Raw genomic sequence first — 21,128 nt, 5'->3', positions numbered from 1 at the left:
GGTTCTTACCGGATGCTGTCGACCGCGGCCTTGGCCTTGTCGAACAGCGTGGCGGAGATGGGCGCGATGCCTGCAGCCTTGACGCCGACCGCCTGGCCCTCGTCGCTGATGATGTAGCCGAGGTAGGCCTTCACAAGCGGGACGATCGCGTCATCCTGGTAGTCGGAGCAGGCGATCAGGTAGCTGACCAGCACGATCGGGTAGACGCCCGCCGCATCCGAGGTACGGTCGAGCTCGATCGCGAGGTCGACCGCGTTGCGACCCGGAGCTGCGGGGGACTCGTCGACGATCGCCGCGGCAGCGGCTGCGGAGTACTCGACGTAGTCGCCGCCGACCTTGACCGCGACGGTGCCGAGTCCACCGGCGCGAGATGCGTCGGCGTAGCCGATGGTTCCCGTGCCATTGCTGACCGCATCCACGACACCGGAGGTGCCGTTGGCGGCCTCTCCACCCTCGTAGGGCCAGTTGCCGCTCGCGTCGGCATCCCACACCGGGGTGTTCGCGTGCAGGTAGTCGGTGAAGTTCTCGGTCGTGCCCGACTCGTCGGAGCGGTGCACGGCCGTGATCGCGAGGTCGGGGAGCGTGACCCCGGCGTTCTGGGAGGCGATCTTCTGGTCGTTCCACTTCGTGATGTCACCCTTGAAGATGCCGGCGATGGTGGCCGCATCGAGGTTCAGCGAGGTGATGCCGTCGAGCTTGAAGATGATCGCGATCGGTGAGATGTAGTTCGGGATCTCCACGATCGGAGTGCCGGCGACGCATGCTGTGAAGTTGTCCTTCGCCAGCTCATCGTCCTTGAACGCGCGGTCGGAGCCGGTGAAGTTGTTGGCGCCGGCGATGAAGTTGTCGCGTCCGGCGCCGGAACCGGTGGGCTCGTACTCGACAGTCGCGCCCGTGTTCGCCGTCTGGAATGCTGCGACCCAGGCCTGCTGGGCGGCATCCTGCGACGAGGCGCCGCCGCCGACGAGGGTTCCGCTCAGGCCGCTGGGGCTCTCGCCCCCGGGGGCGGGCTCATTGGCCGCACACGAGGCCAGCAGGAGACTGCCCGCTACCGCGATGGCGGCGATACCGCTGAGGCGCCAGGGGCGCCGACCTGTGGAGCTCAGTCGCATGGACTTCAAAGGCATGGAGTTCACTGTGTGTTCCCTTTCAGGGCTCTGTCGCGGGGCCGGTGCTGACCCCACAGGACGACCCTAGGAATCAGGGTTGACCGAACGGCCGCCGCCCGGTGAACGCAGGGTTAACGACCGGTGAAGGTCGGGCGATCCGGTCAGCGGATGCCGGCGACCACTGCCCTGGCCTGTGCGGCGAATGCAGGGGGGAGCGGCGCAGAGCCGGCCGATTCCTCCGCCGTCTTCTGCGCCGTATCGCTCACGATCCAGTCGAAGTATTCGCGCACGAGCTTTCCCTGCACCGGGTCGGCATAGTGTTCGCAGCCGATCAGGTAGCTCACGAGTACAACCGGGTACGTGCCGGAACCGGCGCCTTTGCGGTCGATGGCGATCACGAGGTCGCCGGCCGTGCGGCCGGTTTCGAGTGGAGAGGCGTCGACAACGGCTGCGGCTGCTGCTGAGGAGTACGGCACGTAGCCGTCCTCGACCTTCACGGCGACGGAGGGGCGTCCCCTGGCCTGGGAGCCGTCGACGTATCCGATGGTTCCGTGGCCGTTGGCGACGGCCGTCGCGACTCCGGCGGTGCCCTGCGCGGCCTCGCCTCCTGGGATCGGCCACGTTCCGGCCGGCTCCCACGACCATTCATTCGGCGCCGCCTCATGCAGGTATTGGGTGAAGTTCTCGGTGACCCCCGAGTCGTCGGAGCGGTGCACCGCGGAGATGAGGATCGACGGGAGCGTCACACCGGGGTTCTGGTCCGCGATCTCGGGATCGTCCCAGCGCTGGACCTGCCCGTTGAAGATGCGCGCGATCGTGGTCGCATCGAGGTTCAGGCGGTCTATGCCGTCGAGGTGGAACACGATCGCTATCGGGGAGACGTATGCCGGCAGCTCGATGATGGGGCTGCCGCTGCGGCACGAGGCGAATGTGCCGGATGCCAGCTCCTCGATGGTGAACGGCCGGTCGGATCCGGTGAAGTCGATGGCTCCGGCCTGGAACGCGTCACGACCCGAACCGGAACCCACCGGGTCGTACTCGACCGTCGCACGAGGGTGCGCGATCTGGAACGCGGCGATCCAGGCATCCTGCGCAGCGCGTTGCGATGATGCGCCGTCTCCGAAGATCGTGCCGCTGAGCTTCGAATTGCTCGTGACGGCGAGCTCGTTGACCGCGCAGCCCGACAGGATCGTCGTGACGGCGACACCGGCCGCCACGGCACCGATGACGGCTCGGGCGACGGCGAGTCGGGGGCGGTTCACTCCACCAGCGTATCTGCGCTCAGCCGAGCAGTGGCGCGTGGGTCTCGATGGCCACGATGCCGCCATCCGGATGCTCCGCCGAGACGTGGAAGACGCTGTACTCGCCCGTCGACAGCCTGGCCGCGTTGCGCAGCGCGGAACCGGACGACCCGGTCTCCTGTGCGATCGCGTGGACGATCTCCGGGATCACCGGGCCATGACTGCACAGGACGGCGGTGACCTTCTTCGCAAGGCGTCGACGCACGACCTTCTCGACGCGCGCATCGTGGTGTTCGAATGCATCCTGGCTGATGTCGTCGGTGACGGCGAGCGGCAGTGCGATGAGCGTCGCGAGCGGGTCGAGCGTGGACTGGCAGCGCGCTGCGGAGCTGCTGACGAGCTTCTCAGGGCGGAAGGCCGCGATCGCCGGCGCGATCGTCGCGGCCTGCTCGAGCCCACGGTGGAGCAGGGGACGGGTGCTGTCCGGCCCGTCCCAGCTCGTCGGCGGCACGGCCTTTCCACGCCGCACGACGATGAGCGCGAACGTCCGGAGGCGGCCGGAATCCAGGAGTGCGGAGAACCGATCGAGCACCTCCTTGTCGCGCTCATAGCTGAGTGCCTTTTTCGCCCTGTCGAGCGGAAGCCATTCGACGGCGGCGATCTCACTGTTCGGTGCGAAGGTCGAGTTCGCCCTCGCCGTCGACGTCACCTCGGCCGCCCAGTAGTGGACGATCTTCTGCCGCCCGCCGCCGAGCGAGTACTCGATCGACCCGAGCGGAGCCCCGAGTGCCACCCGCAGTCCCGTCTCCTCCTCGATTTCGCGCACAGCGGTCTGTGGCAGGGTCTCGCCCGGATCGACTTTGCCCTTGGGGAGCGAGACGTCTGCCCGATCGTCCCGGTGCACGAGGAGCACCTTGACCGTGCCCTTGACGATCCGCCAGCACACTGCGCCCGCCGCGAGCACGACATCCGGATTCGACGAGCTCATCGGGTTCCTCCCCGTTTGCGTGCAGAGATCCGCCCCATGAGCACATTCTGGAGGTCGACCAGATGACTGCCGTTGTCGGCGAGGTGGTGACGGGTCCACTCTCCGGAGGCGTCGAGCCACCACGACGCCGTGCGGTCCGACATCGCGAGGTCGAACATCGCCTCGATCTCCTCGAGTTGATCCGGCGCGATGAGCTTGACGAGCGTCTCGATCCGACGATCCAGGTTGCGGTGCATCATGTCCGCGCTGCCGATGAACACCTGGGTATCGCCGCCGTTCGAGAACGAGAAGACGCGGGAGTGCTCGAGGTACCTGCCGACGATCGAGCGCACCCGGATGTTCTCGCTCAACCCAGGAACCCCCGGGCGCACGCTGCAGATTCCACGCACCCACAGGTCGATCGGCACGCCCGCCTGACTGGCCTTGTACAGCGCGTCGATGATCGCCTCGTCGACGATCGAGTTCACCTTGATCCGGATGCCGCTCGGATTGCCGTCCATTGCATTCTGAGTTTCGGTGCGGATGCGCTTGAGCAGTCCCTTGCGAAGGTGCAGCGGAGCGACGAGCAGCCGCTTGAACTTCTTCTCGATCGCGTAGCCGGAGAGTTCGTTGAACAGTCGGGTGAGGTCTTTTCCGACCTGGTCATCCGCCGTGAGGAGCCCCAGGTCTTCGTAGACGCGACTCGTCTTGGGGTCGTAGTTGCCGGTGCCGATGTGGCTGTAGTGAGTGAGCCTTCCCGACTCCTGGCGCACGACGAGGGCGAGCTTGCAGTGGGTCTTGAGCCCGACCATGCCGTAGACGACGTGCACACCCGCCTTCTCCAGCTGGCGGGCCCAGTTGATGTTGGCGAGCTCGTCGAAGCGGGCCTTGACCTCGACGAGGGCGAGCACAGCCTTGCCGGCGTCTGCCGCGGCGATGAGGGCTTCGACGATGGGGCTGTCCCCGCTCGTGCGGTACAGGGTCTGCTTGATCGCGAGCACGTTGGGGTCCCTCGCCGCCTGTTCGAGGAACGCCTGCACACTCGTCGCGAACGATTCATACGGGTGGTGGAGCAGGATGTCCTGGCGGGCGATCGACGCGAAGACGTCCGGCTCCGCCTGCGGTTCGCTCGGCAGGAGCGCAGCGCTCGTGGTCGGAACGTGTTTGCGGTACTTGAGGCTCGGTCGCTCGATCCGGAACACCTCGAGGAGGCCGCCGAGGTCGAGGGGGGCGGGGAGACGGTAGACCTCCTGCTCGGTGATGCCCAGTTCGCGCACGAGCAGTTCGAGCGTGCGGTCATCCATGTCATCCGTGATCTCGAGACGGATCGGCGGGCCGAAGCGCCGGCGCAACAGTTCCCGCTCGAGGGACTGGATGAGGTTCTCGGATTCGTCCTCCTCGATCTCGAAGTCCTCATTGCGAGTCACCCGGAACTCCTGATGCTCGAGGATCTCCATCCCGGGGAACAGTTCATCGAGGTGGTTGGAGACGAGATCCTCAAGGGGGATGAAGCGCAGGAGTCCGCGCTCATCGTCCGGCAGCTGCACGAACCGGGGCAGCACAGGCGGCACCTTGAGCCGCGCGAACTCCTCCTTCCCGGTCTTCGGATTGCGGACCCGGATGGACAGGTTGAGCGAGAGTCCCGAGATGTAGGGGAACGGGTGCGCAGGGTCGACGGCAAGCGGCGTGAGAACGGGGAAGATCTGGTTCGAGAAGATCTCGTCGATGCGCTCGCGGTCCTCGTCGTCGAGGTCGGCCCAGGTCTCGATGTGGATCCCGGCGTTGTCGAGCGCCGGCTTCACGGAGTCGCGGAAGACCGCAGCGTGGCGATCCTGGAGCTCGTGAACCTGGGCGCTGATCGCCTCGAGCGCATCAAGCGGCTCCGTGCCCACGTTCGTCGGCACCGCCAGGCCGGTCATGATCCTGCGCTTGAGGCCGGCGACCCGCACCATGAAGAACTCGTCGAGGTTGTTCGCGAAGATGGCGAGGAAGTTGACCCGTTCAAGCAATGGGACGGATTCGTCCTCGGCGAGCTCGAGCACGCGCTGGTTGAAGGCGAGCCAGCTCAGCTCTCGGTCGAGGAAGCGGTCGCGCGGCAGGGTGCCGTCATCGACCCACGTCGAGTCGTAGTCGTCGTCGAGACTGTCTGTCGCGAGCCCCGTGTCATCGAGGTAGCCCTCCGCTTCCATCCCTCGATCATTGCACTCGTGAGAGTCCGAGGGGTTAACGCGCGATGAGGCGATACCGGATGTCGATCGTGTGCTGTGTGAAGCCGTACCGACTGTAGAGCGCGAGCGCCGGCGCATTGTCCGCCTCGACGTACAGTACGGCGGTGCGGATGCCGCGCGCGGCCAGGCGCGCGATTCCGGCGTCCATGAGCACGCGGCCGAGCCCCTCGCCCTGCCGTGCAGGGTCGACGCCGACCGCATAGAACTCGCCGATCGTTCCCTCGACCTTGAGCCAGCAGAACCCGATCATGGCGTCGCCGTCGCGCAGGATGAGGAAGTCGCCGGCATCGAACCAGGCTTCCGCCGTGCGGTCGTCGAGGTCGCGCAGCGTGAGCCTGCCCTGCTCGGGGTGATCGGCGAACGCGCGCGCGTTGAGGGCGAGCCACTGCTCGTCGTCGATGCCGGGGCGGAAGTCGGTGACCCGGAGGTGGTCTCGATCCTCGCGCCGCGGGTCGAGTGCCGCCGCAGACGGCGAATCGAGATCCGCATGCAACTGCAACAGGGTGCGCACCGGCTCGAATCCGAACCTGGCCGCGAGGGCGCGGGACGCCGGGTGGTCGCCGTGCGCCCACGCGTGGGTCGCGGCGGGATGCTCTGCCAGCACCCTGCGCACCAGATCGGTACCGACCCCGGCGCCCCTGGCATCCGGGTGCACGACGAGTTCGAACTCGTCGGTTCCGACGACGGCAGCCCCGATGAGAGCAGCGCCCTCTGCGTCCGAACCACGCTCGCTCGTCACGAGGGTGCGCTCACCGCGTTCGAGCTCGACGAGACTCTGGTCGGAGAACGGCGGCTGCCCGTCGACCGCCCTCGCGGCGGCGATGAGCGCACCCAGGCGCTCAGGAGCGGACGGTGTCTGCAACGCGCTCACTGTCATCCTCGTCGTAGACCTTGAACAGGTAGCCGACGTTCCGCACGGTTCCGATCACCGACTCCTGGTCGCCGAGCTTCGCCCGCAACCTGCGGACGTGCACGTCGACCGTTCTGGTACCTCCGAAATAGTCGTATCCCCACACCTCGCTCAGGAGTTGTTCGCGGGTGAACACGCGGCTCGGGTGCATCGCGAGGAAACGCAGGAGCTCGAACTCCTTGTAGGTGAGGTCGAGCGCGCGGCCGCGCACCTTCGCCGAGTAGCTCGCCTCGTCGATGACGATCCCGCTCGCGCTGATGCGGCTCGCCGCCTCGCCTTCCTCCTTCCGGCCGAGCACGAGCCGGATACGCGCATCCACTTCGGCCGGCCCGGCGGACGACAGCACGACATCATCCGCCCCCCACTCCGCGTTCACGGCGGCGAGCCCGCCCTCCGTGACGATGAGGATGAGCGGCACCGTCAGCCCAGTCGCCTGCAGGATCCTGCACAGAGACTTCGCGCTCACCAGATCGGTCCGCGCGTCGAGCAGGATGACGTCGCAGCCGGGTGCATTGACGAGGTGTGCGGGGTCTGCGGGAATGGTCCTCACCCGGTGTCCGAGCAGGGAGAGGGAGGGCAACACGTCGTTCTCCCCCGAGGGGGTGAGAATCAACAGCTGCGCCACAGGACCCTCCGGCTTCGACAGGTCAATAGTCTACGGGGGCGCGGATGGGGCAGGATGGTCGTGTGACATCGGCCGACCGTTCGAGAGATCTCCGGGTGGGAACCGTCGTGCCGGTGTGGATCCTCACCCTCATCGGCGCCGTGGTGATCGGCGTCGTCAACATCGGCGACAGCTACCTCATCTGGCTTCCCATCGCACTGGCTGCAGCAGTGCTCCTGACGTTCATCATCCAGCTCTCGACACTCACACGAGAAGGATTCGTGGACCGGATCATGGCGTCGGTCGGCGGCGCCGTGCTCATCCTGGCGGTCGCGACCGGCGTCCTCGCGCTGCTCCAGCTGGTGAACGGCTAGAATCGAATCATGCTTCTCGCGCTTGAGCTCACGTTCGTCGGACTCCTCGGTCTCGCGTCGCTCGCCATCGCATACGTCTCTGTCGTCGTTCTGTACAACCTGTTCCGCGGCCAGCGCTAGGTCGCCGGCGTGCTGCAGTTGCCGGATGGTCTGCCCGCCGAACTCGCTCCTCTCGCGTGGCTGATCGGCGTGTGGGAGGGGACCGGCGTGCTGAATTACCCGGTCGGAGACGACGTGCGCGACTACGAGTTCGGACAGCGGCTGAGCTTCAGCCACGACGGGTTGCCGCACCTCAACTACAACTCGTACACCTGGCTCCTCGACTCGAAAGACGAGCAGTCGTTTCCCACGCCGCTCGCCACCGAGACCGGATACTGGCGGCTTGCCCGCGCCGCCACGGATGCCGACCCCGGTCCCGGTCTTCTCGCCGGGGAGGGCGAGCCGGAGTTCGTGACGGCTGAGCAGGTCGAGACACTGCGCAATGCGGACGACGGCTTCGACCTGGAGGTATCGATCCTGCACCCCGGCGGGGTGAGCGAGTTGTACCTGGGGCAGGTGAAGTCCGCGCGAATCGACCTCGCGACGGATGCCGTCCTGCGCTCGGCGAGCGCGAAGCCGCACACTGCATCCACCAGGATGTACGGCCTCGTGGAAGGCCACCTGCTGTGGGCGTGGGACATCGCTGCGCTCGGCCGGCCCCTCACTTCGCACGCGTCGGGGAGGCTCGCCCGTGTCGACTGAGTTCCTCGCCCTCGAGGGCGCCGTGGAGGCATCCGGAGCGGATGCCGGCATCGCCGCGCACTACGGCAACCCGATGGTCGAGCAGCGGTCGCTCGTCGCCGGCACGGCCATCGTCGACCTGTCGAACCGCGGCGTCCTGACGGTCACGGGCCCGGACCGGCTCACCTGGCTGGACTCCATGTCCAGCCAGAGCGTCAGGGGCATGCGCCCTGGCGACTCTGCGGAGACCCTCCTGCTCGGGCAGACGGGCAGGATCGAGCACGACATCCGGATCCTGGACGACGGTGTGATCGCGTGGCTGCTCGTCGACGGTGCCGATGCTGAACCCCTTCGGGCGTGGCTCGACTCGATGCGGTTCATGCTGCGCGTCGAGGTCGCCGATCGCACGGCCGATTTCGCGACGGTCGGAACGCTCGGAGCGCGCGTGCCGTCCGCTGCCGAGTCGAACGGCGTCGTACTCGCCTGGCGCGATCCGTGGCCTGCAGTGCCGCGCGGAGGTCATCAGTACGCGGTGCCGGAGGAGCATCCGGCATCCGCCTGGACGTACTCGGAGGTTCTCGTCGAGCGATCGGCGATGGCATCGGTCGCGGACGAGCTGGTCTCGGCGGGGATCGTCCCTGCCGGCGTGCTCGCGCTCGAGGCCCTGCGCATCGCGGCCTGGCGGCCGAGCTTCACGGCGGAGGTCGACGAGAAGACGATTCCGCACGAACTCGACTGGCTGCGCAGCGCCGTGCACCTCACGAAGGGCTGCTACCGCGGGCAGGAGACGGTCGCGAAGGTGCACAACCTCGGGCATCCGCCGCGCCGACTCGTCATGCTGCACCTCGACGGTTCGGATGCGGTCCTCCCGCTGGAGGGCGGCGACGTCGTGCTGGGTGACACGGTCGTCGGCCGGATCACGAGCGTCGCGCGCCACTTCGAACTCGGCCCGGTCGCGCTCGCCGTGGTGAAGCGGTCGACCGATCCGGACGCGGTGCTCTCGATCCCCGTCGGCGACACGATCGTGGCCGCTGCCCAGGAGGTCATCGTGCCGCCGACCGCAGGGGCGGTCGCCGACGTCCCGCGCATTCCGCGGCTGCGGTAGGGCTGCCGGGCCCTCGGTAAACTGGGCGCATGACCCACACGCTCATCCTGCTCCGTCATGGCCAGTCCGACTGGAACGAGAAGAACCTCTTCACCGGATGGGTGGATGTCCCGCTGACCGGGCTCGGCCGGCAGGAGGCGACGAATGCCGGAAGGCTCATCGCCGACGCCGGACTGCTCCCGGACATCCAGTTCACGAGCGTGCTCAAGCGCGCCATCCACACCGCGAACGCGGCGATGGCGGCGGCGGATCGCGACTGGATCCCCGTGGAGCGGAGCTGGCGGCTCAACGAGCGCCACTACGGCGCGCTGCAGGGCAAGGACAAGGCGCAGACGCTCGCCGAGTTCGGCGAGGAGCAGTTCATGACCTGGCGTCGGTCATTCGACGTTCCGCCGCCGCCCATCGCTGACGATTCCGAGTTCTCCCAGGCTCACGACCCGCGCTACGCGGGCCTCGGCGATGACCTGCCCCGCACGGAATGCCTGAAGGATGTCATCGAGCGGATGCTGCCGTACTGGCGCTCGGACATCATCCCCGCCCTCGGCGCGGGCAAGAGGGTCCTCGTCACGGCGCACGGCAACTCGCTGCGGGCCCTCGTGAAACACCTCGACGGCATATCGGATGACGAGATCGCCGGTCTCAACATCCCCACCGGCATCCCGCTCGTCTACGAGCTCGGGGACGACTTCATGCCGGCGGCACCGTCGCGCTACCTGGACCCTGAGGCCGCTGCGGCAGGCGCTGCGGCCGTCGCCGCGCAGGGCAAGAAGTAACCCGGCCGGCGGGCAGCTCAGGACGCAGGGGTGCTGCTGACCTGCCAGTCGCCCGTCGCGAGGTACTGCACCTTCTTCGCGATGGAGACGGCGTGGTCGGCGAACCGCTCGTGATACCGGGACGCGAGGGTCGCATCCACGGTGTCCTCAGCCCCGCCCTTCCAGGTCTCTCCGAGCACCTTGTCGAAAACGCTCAGGTGCAATTCGTCGATCCTGTCGTCGTCGTTGCGGATCTGCTCCGCGATCGCGACATCCTCGGTGCGCAGGAGCTCCGTGAGTTTCCTCGCGACCTCGACATCGAGCCGCCCCATCTCGGCGAACGTCGAGCGAAGCGTCTTCGGGACGACCTTTTCCGGGAACCGGTAGCGGGCGAGCTGGGCGATGTGTTCGCTCATGTCGCCCATCCGCTCGAGCGAGGACGAGATGCGCAGGGCGCTCACGACGATCCGCAGGTCGCGGGCGACCGGCTGCTGTCTCGCGAGGATGTTGATGGCGAGCTCGTCGAGGCTCACGGTCAGTGCGTCGATCTTGTCGTCGTTGGCGATGACCGTCTCGGCGAGGGAGACGTTGGATTCGTTGAATGCGCTCGTCGCGTTCTCGATCGAGACCTCGACGAGCGTCGCGATCTCGACGAGGCGCTCCTGCACCTCGCGCAGCTCCTGCTGGAACACCTCGCGCATCGCGCATCCCTCCACACCGTGCATCGTTCGACGCGGTCATCCTGTCGGGCCGAGGTTAACGATCGGTGGCCACCGACTGAACAACGCCCCTCATCGTGCCGCCGAATCCGCACGTCGGCGGGGCAGCACGATCGAAGTAACTAATCTAGTCGCTATGGACCCCACCTGGCTGGTGCTCGCGTCGATCGCGTTCGGCATCGTGCTCGGCTCAGGCGTCGTGCTCATCGTCACCCTCGCGGCGAGGAGGGGCAGGAGGGCCGCGGATGTCGTGAGCCCCTCGGTTCCGGATGGTGTCGACCAGGTGATCGACGCCCTCGAATCCGGTGGCATCGTGCTCGATCCCTCCAACAACGTCATCAAGTCCAGCCCCGGGGCGCTGGCACTCGGCCTCGTCTGGAACGACGCGCTCGTGCATCAGGAGCTCGTCGCGATCGTCGACGACGTCCGCCGCTACGGCGAACCGATCGTTCGCGAGCTCGAGCTGCAGCGGGGCAGGATCGGCGACACCAACATCTTCCTGCTCGTCCGGGTGGCCCGGCTCGGCGCTCGATACGTGCTGCTGCTCGCCGAGGACCGCACGGAGAGCGTCAAGCTGGACGCCGTCCGCCGAGACTTCATCGCCAACATCAGCCACGAACTGAAGACCCCGATCGGCGCCGTGGGGCTGCTGGCCGAGGCGCTCCAGGCCGCGGCCAAGGAACCGGACCAGGTCAAGCGGTTCGCCAAGCGGCTCACCAAGGAGTCCGAAAGGCTCGCGCGGATCACGCAGGAGATCATCGAGCTCTCCCGACTTCAGGCCGCGGATGCGCTCGCCAGGCCGGAGACCGTCGAGATCGATCACGTCGTCGCGGCCGCGATCGACCACAACCGTGTCGCCGCGGAGGCGCGCGACGTGACGATGGCCAGCGGCGGAGACGCGGGTGCCGAGGTCTTCGGGGACGACGCGCTGCTCACCGTGGCCCTGCAGAACCTCATCTCCAACGCGATCATCTACTCGCCGAAGGGTTCGCGGGTCGGCATCGGCGTGCGCAACGCGGACGGCATCGTGGAGATCGCCGTGACCGACCAGGGGATCGGCATAGCCGCGGAGGAGCAGGATCGCGTGTTCGAGCGCTTCTACCGCATCGACCCCGCGCGTTCCCGCCACACGGGAGGATCGGGGCTCGGCCTGAGCATCGTCAAACACGTCGTGCAGAACCACGGCGGGGACATCAGGGTGTGGTCGCAGCCGGGCTACGGCTCGACGTTCACCATCCGACTGCCCGAAGCGTCGCACGCGACGGCGGTCTCACTGGTCGACTCACAGGGAGAGAGCGCGTGAACCACATCCTGATCGTCGAGGACGAGCGTTCGCTGAGCGAACCTCTCGCGTTCCTGCTCGAACGCGAGGGCTACCGCACGACGATCGCGGCCGATGGGCCCTCGGCTGTCGCCGCGTTCGAGCGCGAAGGGGCGGACCTCATTCTGCTCGACCTGATGCTTCCCGGATTCCCGGGTACGGAGGTGTGCCGGCAGATTCGGGCGGTATCCACTGTGCCGATCATCATGCTGACCGCGAAGGACAGCGAGGTGGACATCGTCGTCGGACTCGAGCTCGGCGCCGACGACTACGTGACCAAGCCGTACTCGACCCGGGAGCTGCTCGCGCGCATCCGGGCCGTCCAGCGGCGCAGGCTCGACCTGGACGATGCTCCGGACGCGGTGCTCACCGCGGCTGACGTACGGATGGATCTGGAGCGCCACACCGTCGAGGTCAGGGGCCAGGAGATCACGATGCCGCTCAAGGAGTTCGAGCTCCTCGAGGTGCTGCTGCGCAATGCCGGCCGGGTGCTCACCCGCGGGCAGCTCATCGACCGCGTGTGGGGCTCGGACTACTTCGGCGACACCAAGACCCTCGACGTGCACGTCAAGCGCATCCGGAACCGCATCGAGCGCGACCCGTCGAAGCCGGTCATGGTCGTCACGGTTCGCGGACTCGGCTACCGCTTCGACGGCTGAGTCACGGGGTCGGCGTCGCGGTGGGTTCGAGCCCCGCGTACTCGCCGTTCGGCGCGAGCACGGGCAGGTAGAGCTGTTTGCCGGTCACGTCGCCGTACTGGAGGAAGACCGGGAAGAGGCTGCCGGCGGGCGCATCGATCCCGCTGAGGACGAGCTTCGTGGCATCCGGCCCGCCCACGTGGGCGACCGAGTCGCCGTTCACGTAGATGCTCTCGTTGACTTTCTGCTTCTGGGTGTTCTCGTACTGGATCGAGACCTGCACGCCGAACGCGGAGGTGTTGTCGAGGTTGATGAGGAGGCTCGCGTTCTGGCCGTCCTCCGTCACGAGGAGCGCGTTGTTGACGCGGATGTCGCCCAGGGTCGTTCCGATTCCGTCGCTCGCGTCGTACATGTGCGAGGTCGCCTGCGGGGTGAGGAATGTGCATCCGGTCGTTCCGCCCACCAGTAGCGCGACGAGAACGGCGCTCGCAGCAAGACGTGCTTTCACAGAATCCTCCGAGGGTTGACCGGTGTCGCTCCCGGGCGATGGACCACAGGAACTCAATTGCGAGTTTAGCCTAGCGCCGGCGGGCCGCGAGAGGGCGCTGGCGCACCTGACGTCGAGGCTGTCGCAGGTCCTGGCGGCCACCGCCGCGCGACCGCTCACGGCCCATTTCGACCCCTGGGGTCGTCGGTGGCCCTGTGGTAAACTGTTGGTCGCGGAATGGAGCCCAATCAATGCTTTTCGAAGTCGGCGAGACTGTCGTTTACCCCCATCACGGGGCTGCCACCATCACTGAGGTCAAGAAGAGGACCGTTCGAGGTGAAGAAAAGCTCTACCTGAAACTCAACGTCACCCAGGGCGATCTCACGATCGAGGTTCCGGCCGACAATGTCGACCTCGTCGGCGTTCGTGACGTCATCGGCCGCGAAGGTCTCGACAAGGTCTTCGAGGTGCTTCGCGCACCGTTCACCGAGGAGCCGACCAACTGGTCGCGCCGCTACAAGGCGAACCTCGAGAAGCTCGCGTCGGGCGACGTCATCAAGGTGTCCGAAGTGGTGCGCGACCTGTGGCGTCGCGATCAGGACCGCGGTCTCTCGGCCGGCGAGAAGCGGATGCTCGCGAAAGCACGCCAGATTCTCATCTCCGAGCTCGCGCTGGCGGAGAAGACCGACGAAGAGAAGGCATCCACCGTTCTCGACGAGGTTCTCGCTTCCTGATCATTGCCGGTCCAGTTCTCCCGACCGTCCGTTCGGGAGTGTTGACGCACGCCCATGAGCCGTGGGGAGCGTCACCGCTCTGATCGCCCACGGCCTCGTGTGTGTCACACTTATGCAAGTAGCACTGTAAAAGGTGACGATCATCGGAGTGGGTCGACCGGGCAACCATCCGGGGACATGACTGGTCCGTGACCGGTCGGTCGCGGCGATCCATGCGTCTTTCCACGATGAACCGCACCGGAAAGGCCACATGGGCAAGGGAGCGCACGCGCAGCTGTCGGGCATGGGAATCGGCAATGGTACGGCCATGGGCGTCGTCCGGCGGATGCCGGACCCGCTGCCGGAACCGGTGGACATCCCCAGCGCTCGGACTGCCGCGGAGGAGTTGTCCTGTGCCGTCGGCGCGCTCGAGGAGACGGCAGCGTTCATCCGCTCACGCGGTGAGCAGGCCGTCGGTGCTGCGCGCGAGATCCTGGATGCCCAGTCGCTCATGGCGGAGGACCCATCCGTGCACGAAGACGTGTCCAGACTGGTCATGGCCGGTAAGACGGCCGCCCGGGCGATCTTCGAGAGCTTCTCGTCCTTCCGCGCGATCGTGGCCGGACTGGACTCCTATCTCGCGGAGCGGGTCAGCGATATCGACGACGTGATGCAGAGAACGATCGCGTACGCGCGGGGGGTCGCGGCGCCAGGGATCCCGGAGTCCGAGACGCCGTTCGTCCTGGTCGCACGAGACCTGGCCCCCGCCGACACCGTCACCCTCGACCTCACCACGGTGTTGGCCTTCGTGACGACGGAGGGCGGCCCGACATCGCACACGGCCATCCTTGCCCGCGAGAAGGGCATCGTCGCGCTCGTGGCGGTCGCGGACGCCCAGTCGATCGCTGACGGCGACCTGGTCATCGTCGACGCGGCCAAGGGCGCCGTCACGGTGTCTCCGTCCGAGTCGGAGCAGAAGGCGGCAACCGCGGCGATGGAGGAGCGTGCGGCGCAGCGAGCGCGGCCGGCGACTCCTGGCGCCCTTGCGGATGCGACGCCGATCTCACTTCTCGCCAACATCGGTTCGGTGGACGGCGTGGACGAGGCTGTGAAGTACGGAGCGGAAGGGGTGGGCCTGTTCCGCACGGAGTTCCTCTTCTTCGGGGCCACGGCCGCGCCGTCAGTGGAGGAGCAGCAAGCCGCCTATACGAAGGTCCTCACAGCGTTCCCGGGCCAGAAGGTGGTCATCCGCCTGTTGGACGCCGGCGCAGACAAACCGCTCGAGTTCCTGAACAGCGAGGCGGAACAGAACCCGGCATTGGGTCAACGCGGGATCAGGGCGCTTCTGGCCAATGAGGGGATCCTGCGCAGCCAGCTGCAGGCGATCGCCGGAGCTGCCGGCCAGACCGAGGCGGACGCCTGGGTCATGGCGCCCATGGTCGCGACGGTCGAGGAGGCCAGGTCGTTCAGCGCCATCGCGCGGGAGTTCGACCTGAAGTCGGTCGGCATCATGGTCGAGGTGCCCTCGAGCGCGATCCTGGCGGATCGAATCCTTGCGGTCAGCGACTTCGCGAGCATCGGCACGAATGACCTGACGCAGTACACGCTCGCGGCCGACCGTCTCCAGGGCTCGCTCGCGTCGTTCCAGAGCGCATGGCATCCTGCGGTGCTCCGCCTCATCGCGGAGGTCGGTTCTGCCGGAGCCGCCCTGCACAAACCGGTGGGAGTGTGCGGTGAAGCGGCTGCGGAGCCGCTCCTGGCCGTCGTCCTCGTCGGTCTCGGCGTGACCTCGCTGTCGATGTCCGCTGCAGCGCTCGCGGACGTCAGGGACGAGTTGTCCCGGCACACCCTTGCGCAGGCGAAGGAATTCGCCCGGCTGGCGCTTGCGGCCGACAATGCCGAGGATGCGCTCGCGGCAGTCCTGGGCGCCGCCCGCTGAGCTCACCCCGCTGAGCTCACCCCGCTGAGCTCACCCCGGCGAGCTCACCCGCCGAGTTCAGACCGCTCGGCACACCAGGCGGAAGACGACCGCCGTGTCTATTGCGCCGCGCCGCGATCACTGGTAGACATTCAACACACTAGTGTGCCGAAGATGTGCACATAGGTGCAGATTAGTCCTCATAGCGGTTGGCAAAGGTGCCGCGGTTCGGTGCTGATGCTGGTCGACTTGGCGCGGGTCATGGTGCCCAGACGAGAAAGGTGTCCGATGAACAGCACGCTGGCCATATTCGTACATATGGCTGATTCACCCCCCGTACCAGCGGGGGACAACCCGATCATGCAGGGCCTGGTCTGGGTCTCGACCCACTTCATTGGCCTCTTCACTGCCTCCGGTAACGCACTCATGGGCTTGATCACCGGGATCCTCCCGCTCCTGATCGTGCTGCTGACGCTCATGTATGCGATCACCACGTGGGTCGGCGAGGAGCGCATGACCGGGGCGATCCAGTGGTCCGCACGATACGCGATCACCCGGTACACGATCATGCCGATCATTGCGGTCATCATGCTCACGAACCCGGCATGCTACGCGTTCGGGATCTACCTCCCGGAGCGGCAGAAGCCGGCCTTCTACGACTCGGCTGTATCGTTCGTCCACCCGGTCACCGCGTTCTTCCCTCACGCCAACGCGGGAGAGATCTTCGTGTGGGCGGGGGTTGCTGCCGGTGTCCTCAAGGCGGGAACGGAGAAGCAGTACGCGACTCTGGCACTCCTGTACTTCATCGTCGGCATCGTCGTGATCTTCATCCGCGGGATGGTGACCGAGTGGATCACCCGGTTGATGATTCGTCGTGGTGGCCTCACCGAGGTCTTCGACGAGTACGACAAGGCGTTCGCGAAGGCGAATGTCCGCACACCCAAGAAGAAGACCGTTGCTACTGCAGAAGGGATGGCGTAGATCATGGCTGACGACAAGTACAAGAGCGTCTTTGTCAGCGCCGGCAGTGGCGGCTGGGGCCCAGGACTGCTCCTGGAGCCCTCCGATGAGAAGAACGTGGTCCTCTCGGTGACCGGTGGCGGAATCCACCCGGTTGCGGCGAAGATCGCCGAGCTCACCGGTGTCCAGGCGGTGGACGGGTTCACGACGAGTGTCCCGGAGGAGAACGTGCTCGCCGTGGTCATCAACTGCGGTGGCACGGCGCGCATCGGCGTGTATCCCCGCAAGCGGATGCTCACGATCGATGTGTTCCCCGGTGAGCCCTCGGGCCCGCTGGCCAAGTACATCACCGAGGATGTGTTCGTCTCCGCCGTCAAGCCGGCCAATGTCGTTCTCGCGGACGCCGTCATGGCCGACGCGATGGCAGGCAACGCCGCGATGGCTGCCGGCAGCGGTGGACCGAAGCTTCCGGGTTCCGGGGGCGAGAAACTGCACGGCATGAGCACGAGTGCTCAGTCCGGACAGCCGAAGCAGGGCGGCGTGATGGGATTCTTCTCCCGGGTCACCGTCTCGTTCGGTGCGGTCGTCGGAAACATCATCAACACGCTGTTGTCCTCAGGGCGGCAGGCCATCCAGTTGACGCTGCAGACCATCCTTCCGTTCATGGCGTATGTGAGCCTTCTGATCGGATTCGTGACCTACACGGGTCTGTCCAACTGGATCGCCACCGTCGTCACGCCGCTGGCGTCCTCGCCGTGGGGCCTGATCCTGCTCGGGGTCATCACCGGATTGCCGTTCCTGTCGCCTATTCTGGGACCAGGAGCAGCCATCGCGCAGGTCATCGGTGTGCTCATGGGTACGCAGATCGCGATCGGTGCACTGCCGATCCCGTATGCGCTCCCCACGCTGTTCGCCATCGACGGCCAGGTCGGCTGTGACTTCGTCCCGGTCGGACTGGCGCTCGGTGAAGCGAAGCCGGAAACGGTTGCCGTCGGTGTGCCGGCTGTGCTGTTCTCGCGGATGATCACCTCGCCCATGGCGGTTGTGATCGCCTGGGTGGCCAGCTTCCTGCTCATCGTCTGACGCACGGCTGAAGAAAAGGACTGAAGTTCCCCATGAATCCATACTTTCGCAGCGAAGTCGTCTCGATCGGAGTCGACGTCGCGGAGATGCTGGAAGGCGGTGTCGCGATCTTCTTCGCGGAGCCGTGCCCTGACGAACTGGCGGAAGTCAGCATCGTGCACAGGGTGATGGATTCTGACCCGCAGCGCGACCCTGCACCAGGGGACGTGCTGCGGGTGGGGGCTTCAACCGTCACTCTCGATGCGGTTGGCGCGATCGCGGGCGAGAATCTGCGTAGCCTTGGGCACATGGTGGTCTACGTCAATCCGGAGGAGGGGCAGGATCCGCTGCCCGGCGCCGTCCTGGCGACGGGTGCGCTCACTGTCCCCACCATCGGGGAGACCATCGAGATCCGGTCGGGAGGTCGGTAAGTGGACAATGGATTCGCACTTCTTCTACTCGGGGCGCTGCTGCTGGGCGGCCTGCTGAGCTACATCCAGCACCGCAACTACGCTGCGGCGACCCGGCGATTGACCGCCAGGTATGAGAGTCGCCAGGACCTGGTCCTGGTGTCCGGTCGAGGCAAGGGCTGGACTCGTGGGGCCGTCGTGCTCCTGGTCGTCGATTCGATCACCAAGCGCATTGTCGCGGCTGAGGCGATGGTCGGTGTCACGATCTTCGCCAGGTTCCACGCCAGGGACGAACTGTTGGGCCCCATCTCTTCTGCACCCAAGCGGGCGAACGAGAAGAAGCTCGCCGAGGCCATCGAGTACGCCCTGAAGCAGTACCGCACGGTGGCGGCGCGCCAGTCATCCAGATCCGCATCCTGAGCGATTCAGTGCGCGCGGGTCGCCCTGATCCGGTCCGTGGACGATGAACTCGGGGTCCGAGACTTGGCTTACCCGGAATTTGAGTGCATACTTGGATCACAAACGTGATCAATGATACTCACAAATGTGCACAGTGGTGGAAGATCGACGATTGATGAGGATGTCATGGAATACACTCAACGGCTTCTGGCCCGGCAGAAGGACACCGGGCGCCCCGTACGCGTCGGCCTCGTGGGCGCGGGCCAGATGGGTTCGGGATTCATAGTTCAGATCGCACGGCTGCCCGGCGTGCACATGACCGCGGTGGCGGATGTCGCAGTGGACCGGGCGATCGCCGCCCTGGGCAACGCGGGCATCCACGATGTCGTCAAGAATGACGACATCGACGCGCTGAGCGAGGCGATAGCCCGTGGCGAACACGTCGTCGTCGATGACGCGCTCACACTGCCCAAACTGCCTCTCGACCTCATCATCGAGTGTTCCGGCGTCCCGGAAGTGGCCGCAGCGGTGGCGTTCTCGTCGCTGCTGGCCGGAAAGCACGTCGCGCTCATGACGGTGGAGGCGGATGTCACGGTGGGCCTCGTGCTCGCATCCATCGCGGCCCAGACCGGCAGCATCTACACGGTATGCCGGGGAGACGAGCCCGTCGAGTGCCTGAAGCTGGTCGAATACGTTCGGGACATCGGCCTCGAACTGGTGTGCGCGGGCAAGGGCAAGAACAATCCGCTGAACCCCGAGGCCACGCCGACGATGCTGGCGGAGGAGGCGAAGGCCAAGGGGATGAACCCCCGGATGCTGTGCAGCTTCGTGGACGGCACCAAGACGATGATCGAGATGGCGGCGCTCGCGAACGCGGCCGACCTCCAGTTGAGCACCCGTTCGATGAACGGTCCGGCATCCACCGTCCCCACCCTCCACGAGACGTTCATCCCGATCGAAGACGGAGGCGTGCTCGGCGGCGTAGGCGTCGTCGACTACGCGACCGGTCCGGTTGCGCCGGGCGTCTTCGTCACGGCGAAGGCGAATGACCCGGTGGTCCAGGCCGAACTCAGCTACCTGAAGCTCGGCGCAGGACCGTACTTCTCCTTCTACCGTCCGTACCACCTGGCCAGTATCGAGGCGATCCTGACGATCGGAGAGATCATCATCGACGGCCAGCGCTCGCTCGCACCGGTCGCGTGGAACGCGGACGTCACGGCCCGGGCCAAGCGCGACCTGGGTGTTGGGGACCGCATCGATGGAATCGGAGGAGAGCACGTCTACGGGGACGCGGTCTCCTCGGTGACGGCTGCGGCCGGCAAGGAACTGCCCATCGGTCTGACCTATGGCGCCACGCTGGTGAGAGAGGTCAAGAAGGGCACACCGTTGACGTACGACGATGTGCAACTGGACGAAACGAAGACCATTGTCATCCTTCGCCGGCTGCAGGATCGCCTGCTTGCCGACGGAGTGCTCGGATCCAAAGTGTGAAAGCTGTGTCATGAACCCCTTAGCGCAAGACGCGGAAGCCGCGAAATCCGTCCTGAAGACCATGTGGATGATCCGTCGATTCGAGGAGGCCGTCGAGGACCTCTACGGCCGCGGAATGATGCACGGGACGATGCACCTGTCCATCGGACAGGAGGCGGTTCCCACCGGGGCGTGTCTGGCCCTCAACAAGGACGACTACATCACCTCGACGCACCGCGGCCATGGCCACTGCATCGCGAAGGGCGCCGACATCGAGCGGATGATGGCCGAGCTCCTGGCGAAGGAGAGCGGCTACTGCCGCGGCCGGGGCGGTTCGATGCACATCGCGGACACGACGACCGGAAACCTCGGTGCGAACGGCATCGTCGCCGGCGGCGTTCCCATCGCGACCGGCGCTGCGCTGTCCGCACACATGCGCGGCACGAAGCAGGTGGCGGTGTGCTTCCACGGGGACGGGGCCATGGGCGAGGGCGCATGGCACGAGGGTGTCGTGCTTGCCGCGATGTGGCAGCTTCCGGTGGTCTTCCTGTGCGAGAACAACCACTACGGGATGTCGATGGCATCCGAGAAGGCGTTCAATCTGGAGAAGCTCTCCGATCGCGCGAAGGGTTACGGTATCCCCGGAGTCACGGTCGATGGCAACGATGTCCAGGCCGTGCGGGATGCCGTCCAGGAGGCGGTGGATCGCGCACGCTCCGGCGGCGGACCGACGTTCATCGAGGCCCTCACCTACCGGTGGAGGGGCCACTCCAAGTCGGACAAGAACCTGTACCGCACTCGCGAGGAGATCGAGGAGTGGCGCACCCACGACCCGATCCCCGCGTTCGAGGCGAGGGTGCTGCAGGCCGGAACGCTGACCGAGACGGACCTGGAAGAGATCCGCAACCAGGTGCGGGACGAGCTGCGCTCCGCGGTACAGCGCGCCAATGCCGCACCGGATGCGACAGCAGACGGTCTTCTCGAAGCGGTCTACGCGAGTTGACGATCGGGGCTGGGGAAA

22 protein-coding genes are annotated in these 21,128 nt (G+C 66.4%); 14 read left to right on the top strand and 8 right to left on the bottom strand.

What is annotated here, in order from left to right; genetic code table 11:
* Positions 1 to 5: 5 nt before the first annotated feature.
* The 6 genes from BKA04_RS05195 to BKA04_RS05170 all read right to left on the bottom strand — a co-directional run bounded on the left by BKA04_RS05195 (position 6) and on the right by BKA04_RS05170 (position 7,080).
* A complete protein-coding gene (locus BKA04_RS05195; protein WP_232842059.1) occupies positions 6 to 1,127 on the bottom strand; it encodes a phosphate ABC transporter substrate-binding protein PstS in 1,122 nt (373 codons plus the stop codon).
* Positions 1,128 to 1,270: 143 nt separating this feature from the next.
* A complete protein-coding gene (locus BKA04_RS05190; protein WP_232841968.1) occupies positions 1,271 to 2,371 on the bottom strand; it encodes a phosphate ABC transporter substrate-binding protein PstS in 1,101 nt (366 codons plus the stop codon).
* Positions 2,372 to 2,390: 19 nt separating this feature from the next.
* Positions 2,391 to 3,338: an NUDIX hydrolase gene (locus BKA04_RS05185; RefSeq protein WP_104095453.1), complete on the bottom strand. Its 948-nt coding sequence runs from the start codon at positions 3,336 to 3,338 to the stop codon at positions 2,391 to 2,393.
* A complete protein-coding gene (locus BKA04_RS05180) occupies positions 3,335 to 5,506 on the bottom strand; it encodes an RNA degradosome polyphosphate kinase (protein WP_104095452.1) in 2,172 nt (723 codons plus the stop codon). Before BKA04_RS05180 ends, BKA04_RS05185 begins: the two co-directional genes overlap by 4 nt.
* Positions 5,507 to 5,540: 34 nt before the next feature.
* Positions 5,541 to 6,416 carry a mycothiol synthase gene (gene mshD / locus BKA04_RS05175; RefSeq protein WP_167309675.1) on the bottom strand — a complete coding sequence of 292 codons (876 nt, stop codon included), beginning with the start codon at positions 6,414 to 6,416 and terminating at the stop codon, positions 5,541 to 5,543.
* Positions 6,385 to 7,080, bottom strand: a complete 696-nt coding sequence (locus tag BKA04_RS05170; RefSeq protein WP_104095450.1) for a winged helix-turn-helix domain-containing protein — start codon at positions 7,078 to 7,080, stop codon at positions 6,385 to 6,387. Before BKA04_RS05170 ends, mshD begins: the two co-directional genes overlap by 32 nt.
* A gap of 62 nt (positions 7,081 to 7,142) precedes the next feature.
* Here BKA04_RS05170 and BKA04_RS05165 point away from each other — a divergent pair, with 62 nt between their 5' ends.
* The 4 genes from BKA04_RS05165 to BKA04_RS05150 all read left to right on the top strand — a co-directional run bounded on the left by BKA04_RS05165 (position 7,143) and on the right by BKA04_RS05150 (position 10,031).
* On the top strand, positions 7,143 to 7,433 hold the full coding sequence (locus BKA04_RS05165) for a hypothetical protein (RefSeq protein WP_198413297.1): 291 nt from the start codon (positions 7,143 to 7,145) through the stop codon (positions 7,431 to 7,433).
* A 129-nt stretch (positions 7,434 to 7,562) separates the two neighbouring features.
* Positions 7,563 to 8,174 carry a nitrobindin family protein gene (locus BKA04_RS05160; protein ID WP_104095448.1) on the top strand — a complete coding sequence of 204 codons (612 nt, stop codon included), beginning with the start codon at positions 7,563 to 7,565 and terminating at the stop codon, positions 8,172 to 8,174.
* Entirely contained in the window at positions 8,164 to 9,258 is a 1,095-nt protein-coding gene (gene ygfZ, locus BKA04_RS05155) for a CAF17-like 4Fe-4S cluster assembly/insertion protein YgfZ (protein ID WP_232841967.1), read from the top strand. Before BKA04_RS05160 ends, ygfZ begins: the two co-directional genes overlap by 11 nt.
* A 29-nt stretch (positions 9,259 to 9,287) precedes the next feature.
* Positions 9,288 to 10,031, top strand: coding sequence for a phosphoglyceromutase (locus BKA04_RS05150; protein WP_104095447.1), 744 nt, complete (start codon positions 9,288 to 9,290; stop codon positions 10,029 to 10,031).
* Positions 10,032 to 10,048: 17 nt separating this feature from the next.
* Here the strand turns inward: BKA04_RS05150 and phoU are convergent, their stop codons facing one another.
* Complete coding sequence (phoU, locus tag BKA04_RS05145; protein WP_104096641.1) at positions 10,049 to 10,711, bottom strand: phosphate signaling complex protein PhoU; 663 nt, start codon at positions 10,709 to 10,711, stop codon at positions 10,049 to 10,051.
* A gap of 154 nt (positions 10,712 to 10,865) precedes the next feature.
* On the opposite strand from phoU, the gene BKA04_RS05140 reads away from it, so the two are divergent.
* Positions 10,866 to 12,032: a sensor histidine kinase gene (locus BKA04_RS05140; RefSeq protein WP_104095446.1), complete on the top strand. Its 1,167-nt coding sequence runs from the start codon at positions 10,866 to 10,868 to the stop codon at positions 12,030 to 12,032.
* A complete protein-coding gene (locus BKA04_RS05135) occupies positions 12,029 to 12,709 on the top strand; it encodes a response regulator transcription factor (protein ID WP_104095445.1) in 681 nt (226 codons plus the stop codon). Before BKA04_RS05140 ends, BKA04_RS05135 begins: the two co-directional genes overlap by 4 nt.
* A 1-nt stretch (position 12,710) precedes the next feature.
* Here the strand turns inward: BKA04_RS05135 and BKA04_RS05130 are convergent, their stop codons facing one another.
* On the bottom strand, positions 12,711 to 13,196 hold the full coding sequence (locus BKA04_RS05130) for a hypothetical protein (RefSeq protein ID WP_104095444.1): 486 nt from the start codon (positions 13,194 to 13,196) through the stop codon (positions 12,711 to 12,713).
* A 230-nt stretch (positions 13,197 to 13,426) separates the two neighbouring features.
* Here BKA04_RS05130 and BKA04_RS05125 point away from each other — a divergent pair, with 230 nt between their 5' ends.
* The 8 genes from BKA04_RS05125 (at position 13,427) to BKA04_RS05090 (ending at position 21,110) form a co-directional block, all read left to right on the top strand.
* On the top strand, positions 13,427 to 13,909 hold the full coding sequence (locus tag BKA04_RS05125) for a CarD family transcriptional regulator (RefSeq protein WP_104095443.1): 483 nt from the start codon (positions 13,427 to 13,429) through the stop codon (positions 13,907 to 13,909).
* Positions 13,910 to 14,159: 250 nt separating this feature from the next.
* Positions 14,160 to 15,827, top strand: a complete 1,668-nt coding sequence (gene ptsP / locus BKA04_RS05120; RefSeq protein ID WP_104095442.1) for a phosphoenolpyruvate--protein phosphotransferase — start codon at positions 14,160 to 14,162, stop codon at positions 15,825 to 15,827.
* Positions 15,828 to 16,124: 297 nt separating this feature from the next.
* Positions 16,125 to 16,787 carry a PTS glucitol/sorbitol transporter subunit IIC gene (gene srlA / locus BKA04_RS05115; protein ID WP_219818124.1) on the top strand — a complete coding sequence of 221 codons (663 nt, stop codon included), beginning with the start codon at positions 16,125 to 16,127 and terminating at the stop codon, positions 16,785 to 16,787.
* A gap of 3 nt (positions 16,788 to 16,790) precedes the next feature.
* The gene (gene srlE, locus BKA04_RS05110; RefSeq protein WP_104095440.1) at positions 16,791 to 17,849 is read left to right on the top strand and encodes a PTS glucitol/sorbitol transporter subunit IIB; all 1,059 of its coding nucleotides are present in this window, start codon (positions 16,791 to 16,793) and stop codon (positions 17,847 to 17,849) included.
* A gap of 32 nt (positions 17,850 to 17,881) precedes the next feature.
* The gene (locus BKA04_RS05105) at positions 17,882 to 18,259 is read left to right on the top strand and encodes a PTS glucitol/sorbitol transporter subunit IIA (RefSeq protein ID WP_104095439.1); all 378 of its coding nucleotides are present in this window, start codon (positions 17,882 to 17,884) and stop codon (positions 18,257 to 18,259) included.
* Positions 18,260 to 18,658, top strand: coding sequence for a transcriptional regulator GutM (locus BKA04_RS05100; protein ID WP_104095438.1), 399 nt, complete (start codon positions 18,260 to 18,262; stop codon positions 18,656 to 18,658).
* Between the two features lie 165 nt (positions 18,659 to 18,823).
* A complete protein-coding gene (locus BKA04_RS05095) occupies positions 18,824 to 20,128 on the top strand; it encodes an NAD(P)H-dependent oxidoreductase (protein WP_104095437.1) in 1,305 nt (434 codons plus the stop codon).
* Positions 20,129 to 20,138: 10 nt separating this feature from the next.
* Positions 20,139 to 21,110 carry a thiamine pyrophosphate-dependent dehydrogenase E1 component subunit alpha gene (locus BKA04_RS05090; RefSeq protein ID WP_104095436.1) on the top strand — a complete coding sequence of 324 codons (972 nt, stop codon included), beginning with the start codon at positions 20,139 to 20,141 and terminating at the stop codon, positions 21,108 to 21,110.
* The last annotated feature ends 18 nt before the right edge of the window (positions 21,111 to 21,128 follow it).

This window comes from Terrimesophilobacter mesophilus (assembly GCF_014200375.1).
GTDB lineage: Bacteria > Actinomycetota > Actinomycetes > Actinomycetales > Microbacteriaceae > Terrimesophilobacter > Terrimesophilobacter mesophilus.
This window is presented reverse-complemented; position numbering and strand designations above follow the sequence as displayed.

Excerpts from the sequence above, each read along its gene's own strand:
- BKA04_RS05195 (WP_232842059.1), bottom strand. The coding sequence starts at position 1,127 with ATGCCTTTGAAGTCCATGCGACTGAGCTCCACAGGTCGGCGCCCCTGG.
- BKA04_RS05185 (WP_104095453.1), bottom strand. The coding sequence starts at position 3,338 with ATGAGCTCGTCGAATCCGGATGTCGTGCTCGCGGCGGGCGCAGTGTGC.
- BKA04_RS05180 (WP_104095452.1), bottom strand. The coding sequence starts at position 5,506 with ATGGAAGCGGAGGGCTACCTCGATGACACGGGGCTCGCGACAGACAGT.
- BKA04_RS05150 (WP_104095447.1), top strand. The coding sequence starts at position 9,288 with ATGACCCACACGCTCATCCTGCTCCGTCATGGCCAGTCCGACTGGAAC.
- phoU (WP_104096641.1), bottom strand. The coding sequence starts at position 10,711 with ATGCGCGAGGTGTTCCAGCAGGAGCTGCGCGAGGTGCAGGAGCGCCTC.
- BKA04_RS05140 (WP_104095446.1), top strand. The coding sequence starts at position 10,866 with ATGGACCCCACCTGGCTGGTGCTCGCGTCGATCGCGTTCGGCATCGTG.
- BKA04_RS05125 (WP_104095443.1), top strand. The coding sequence starts at position 13,427 with ATGCTTTTCGAAGTCGGCGAGACTGTCGTTTACCCCCATCACGGGGCT.
- ptsP (WP_104095442.1), top strand. The coding sequence starts at position 14,160 with ATGGGCAAGGGAGCGCACGCGCAGCTGTCGGGCATGGGAATCGGCAAT.
- srlA (WP_219818124.1), top strand. The coding sequence starts at position 16,125 with ATGGCTGATTCACCCCCCGTACCAGCGGGGGACAACCCGATCATGCAG.
- srlE (WP_104095440.1), top strand. The coding sequence starts at position 16,791 with ATGGCTGACGACAAGTACAAGAGCGTCTTTGTCAGCGCCGGCAGTGGC.
- BKA04_RS05105 (WP_104095439.1), top strand. The coding sequence starts at position 17,882 with ATGAATCCATACTTTCGCAGCGAAGTCGTCTCGATCGGAGTCGACGTC.
- BKA04_RS05095 (WP_104095437.1), top strand. The coding sequence starts at position 18,824 with ATGGAATACACTCAACGGCTTCTGGCCCGGCAGAAGGACACCGGGCGC.
- BKA04_RS05090 (WP_104095436.1), top strand. The coding sequence starts at position 20,139 with ATGAACCCCTTAGCGCAAGACGCGGAAGCCGCGAAATCCGTCCTGAAG.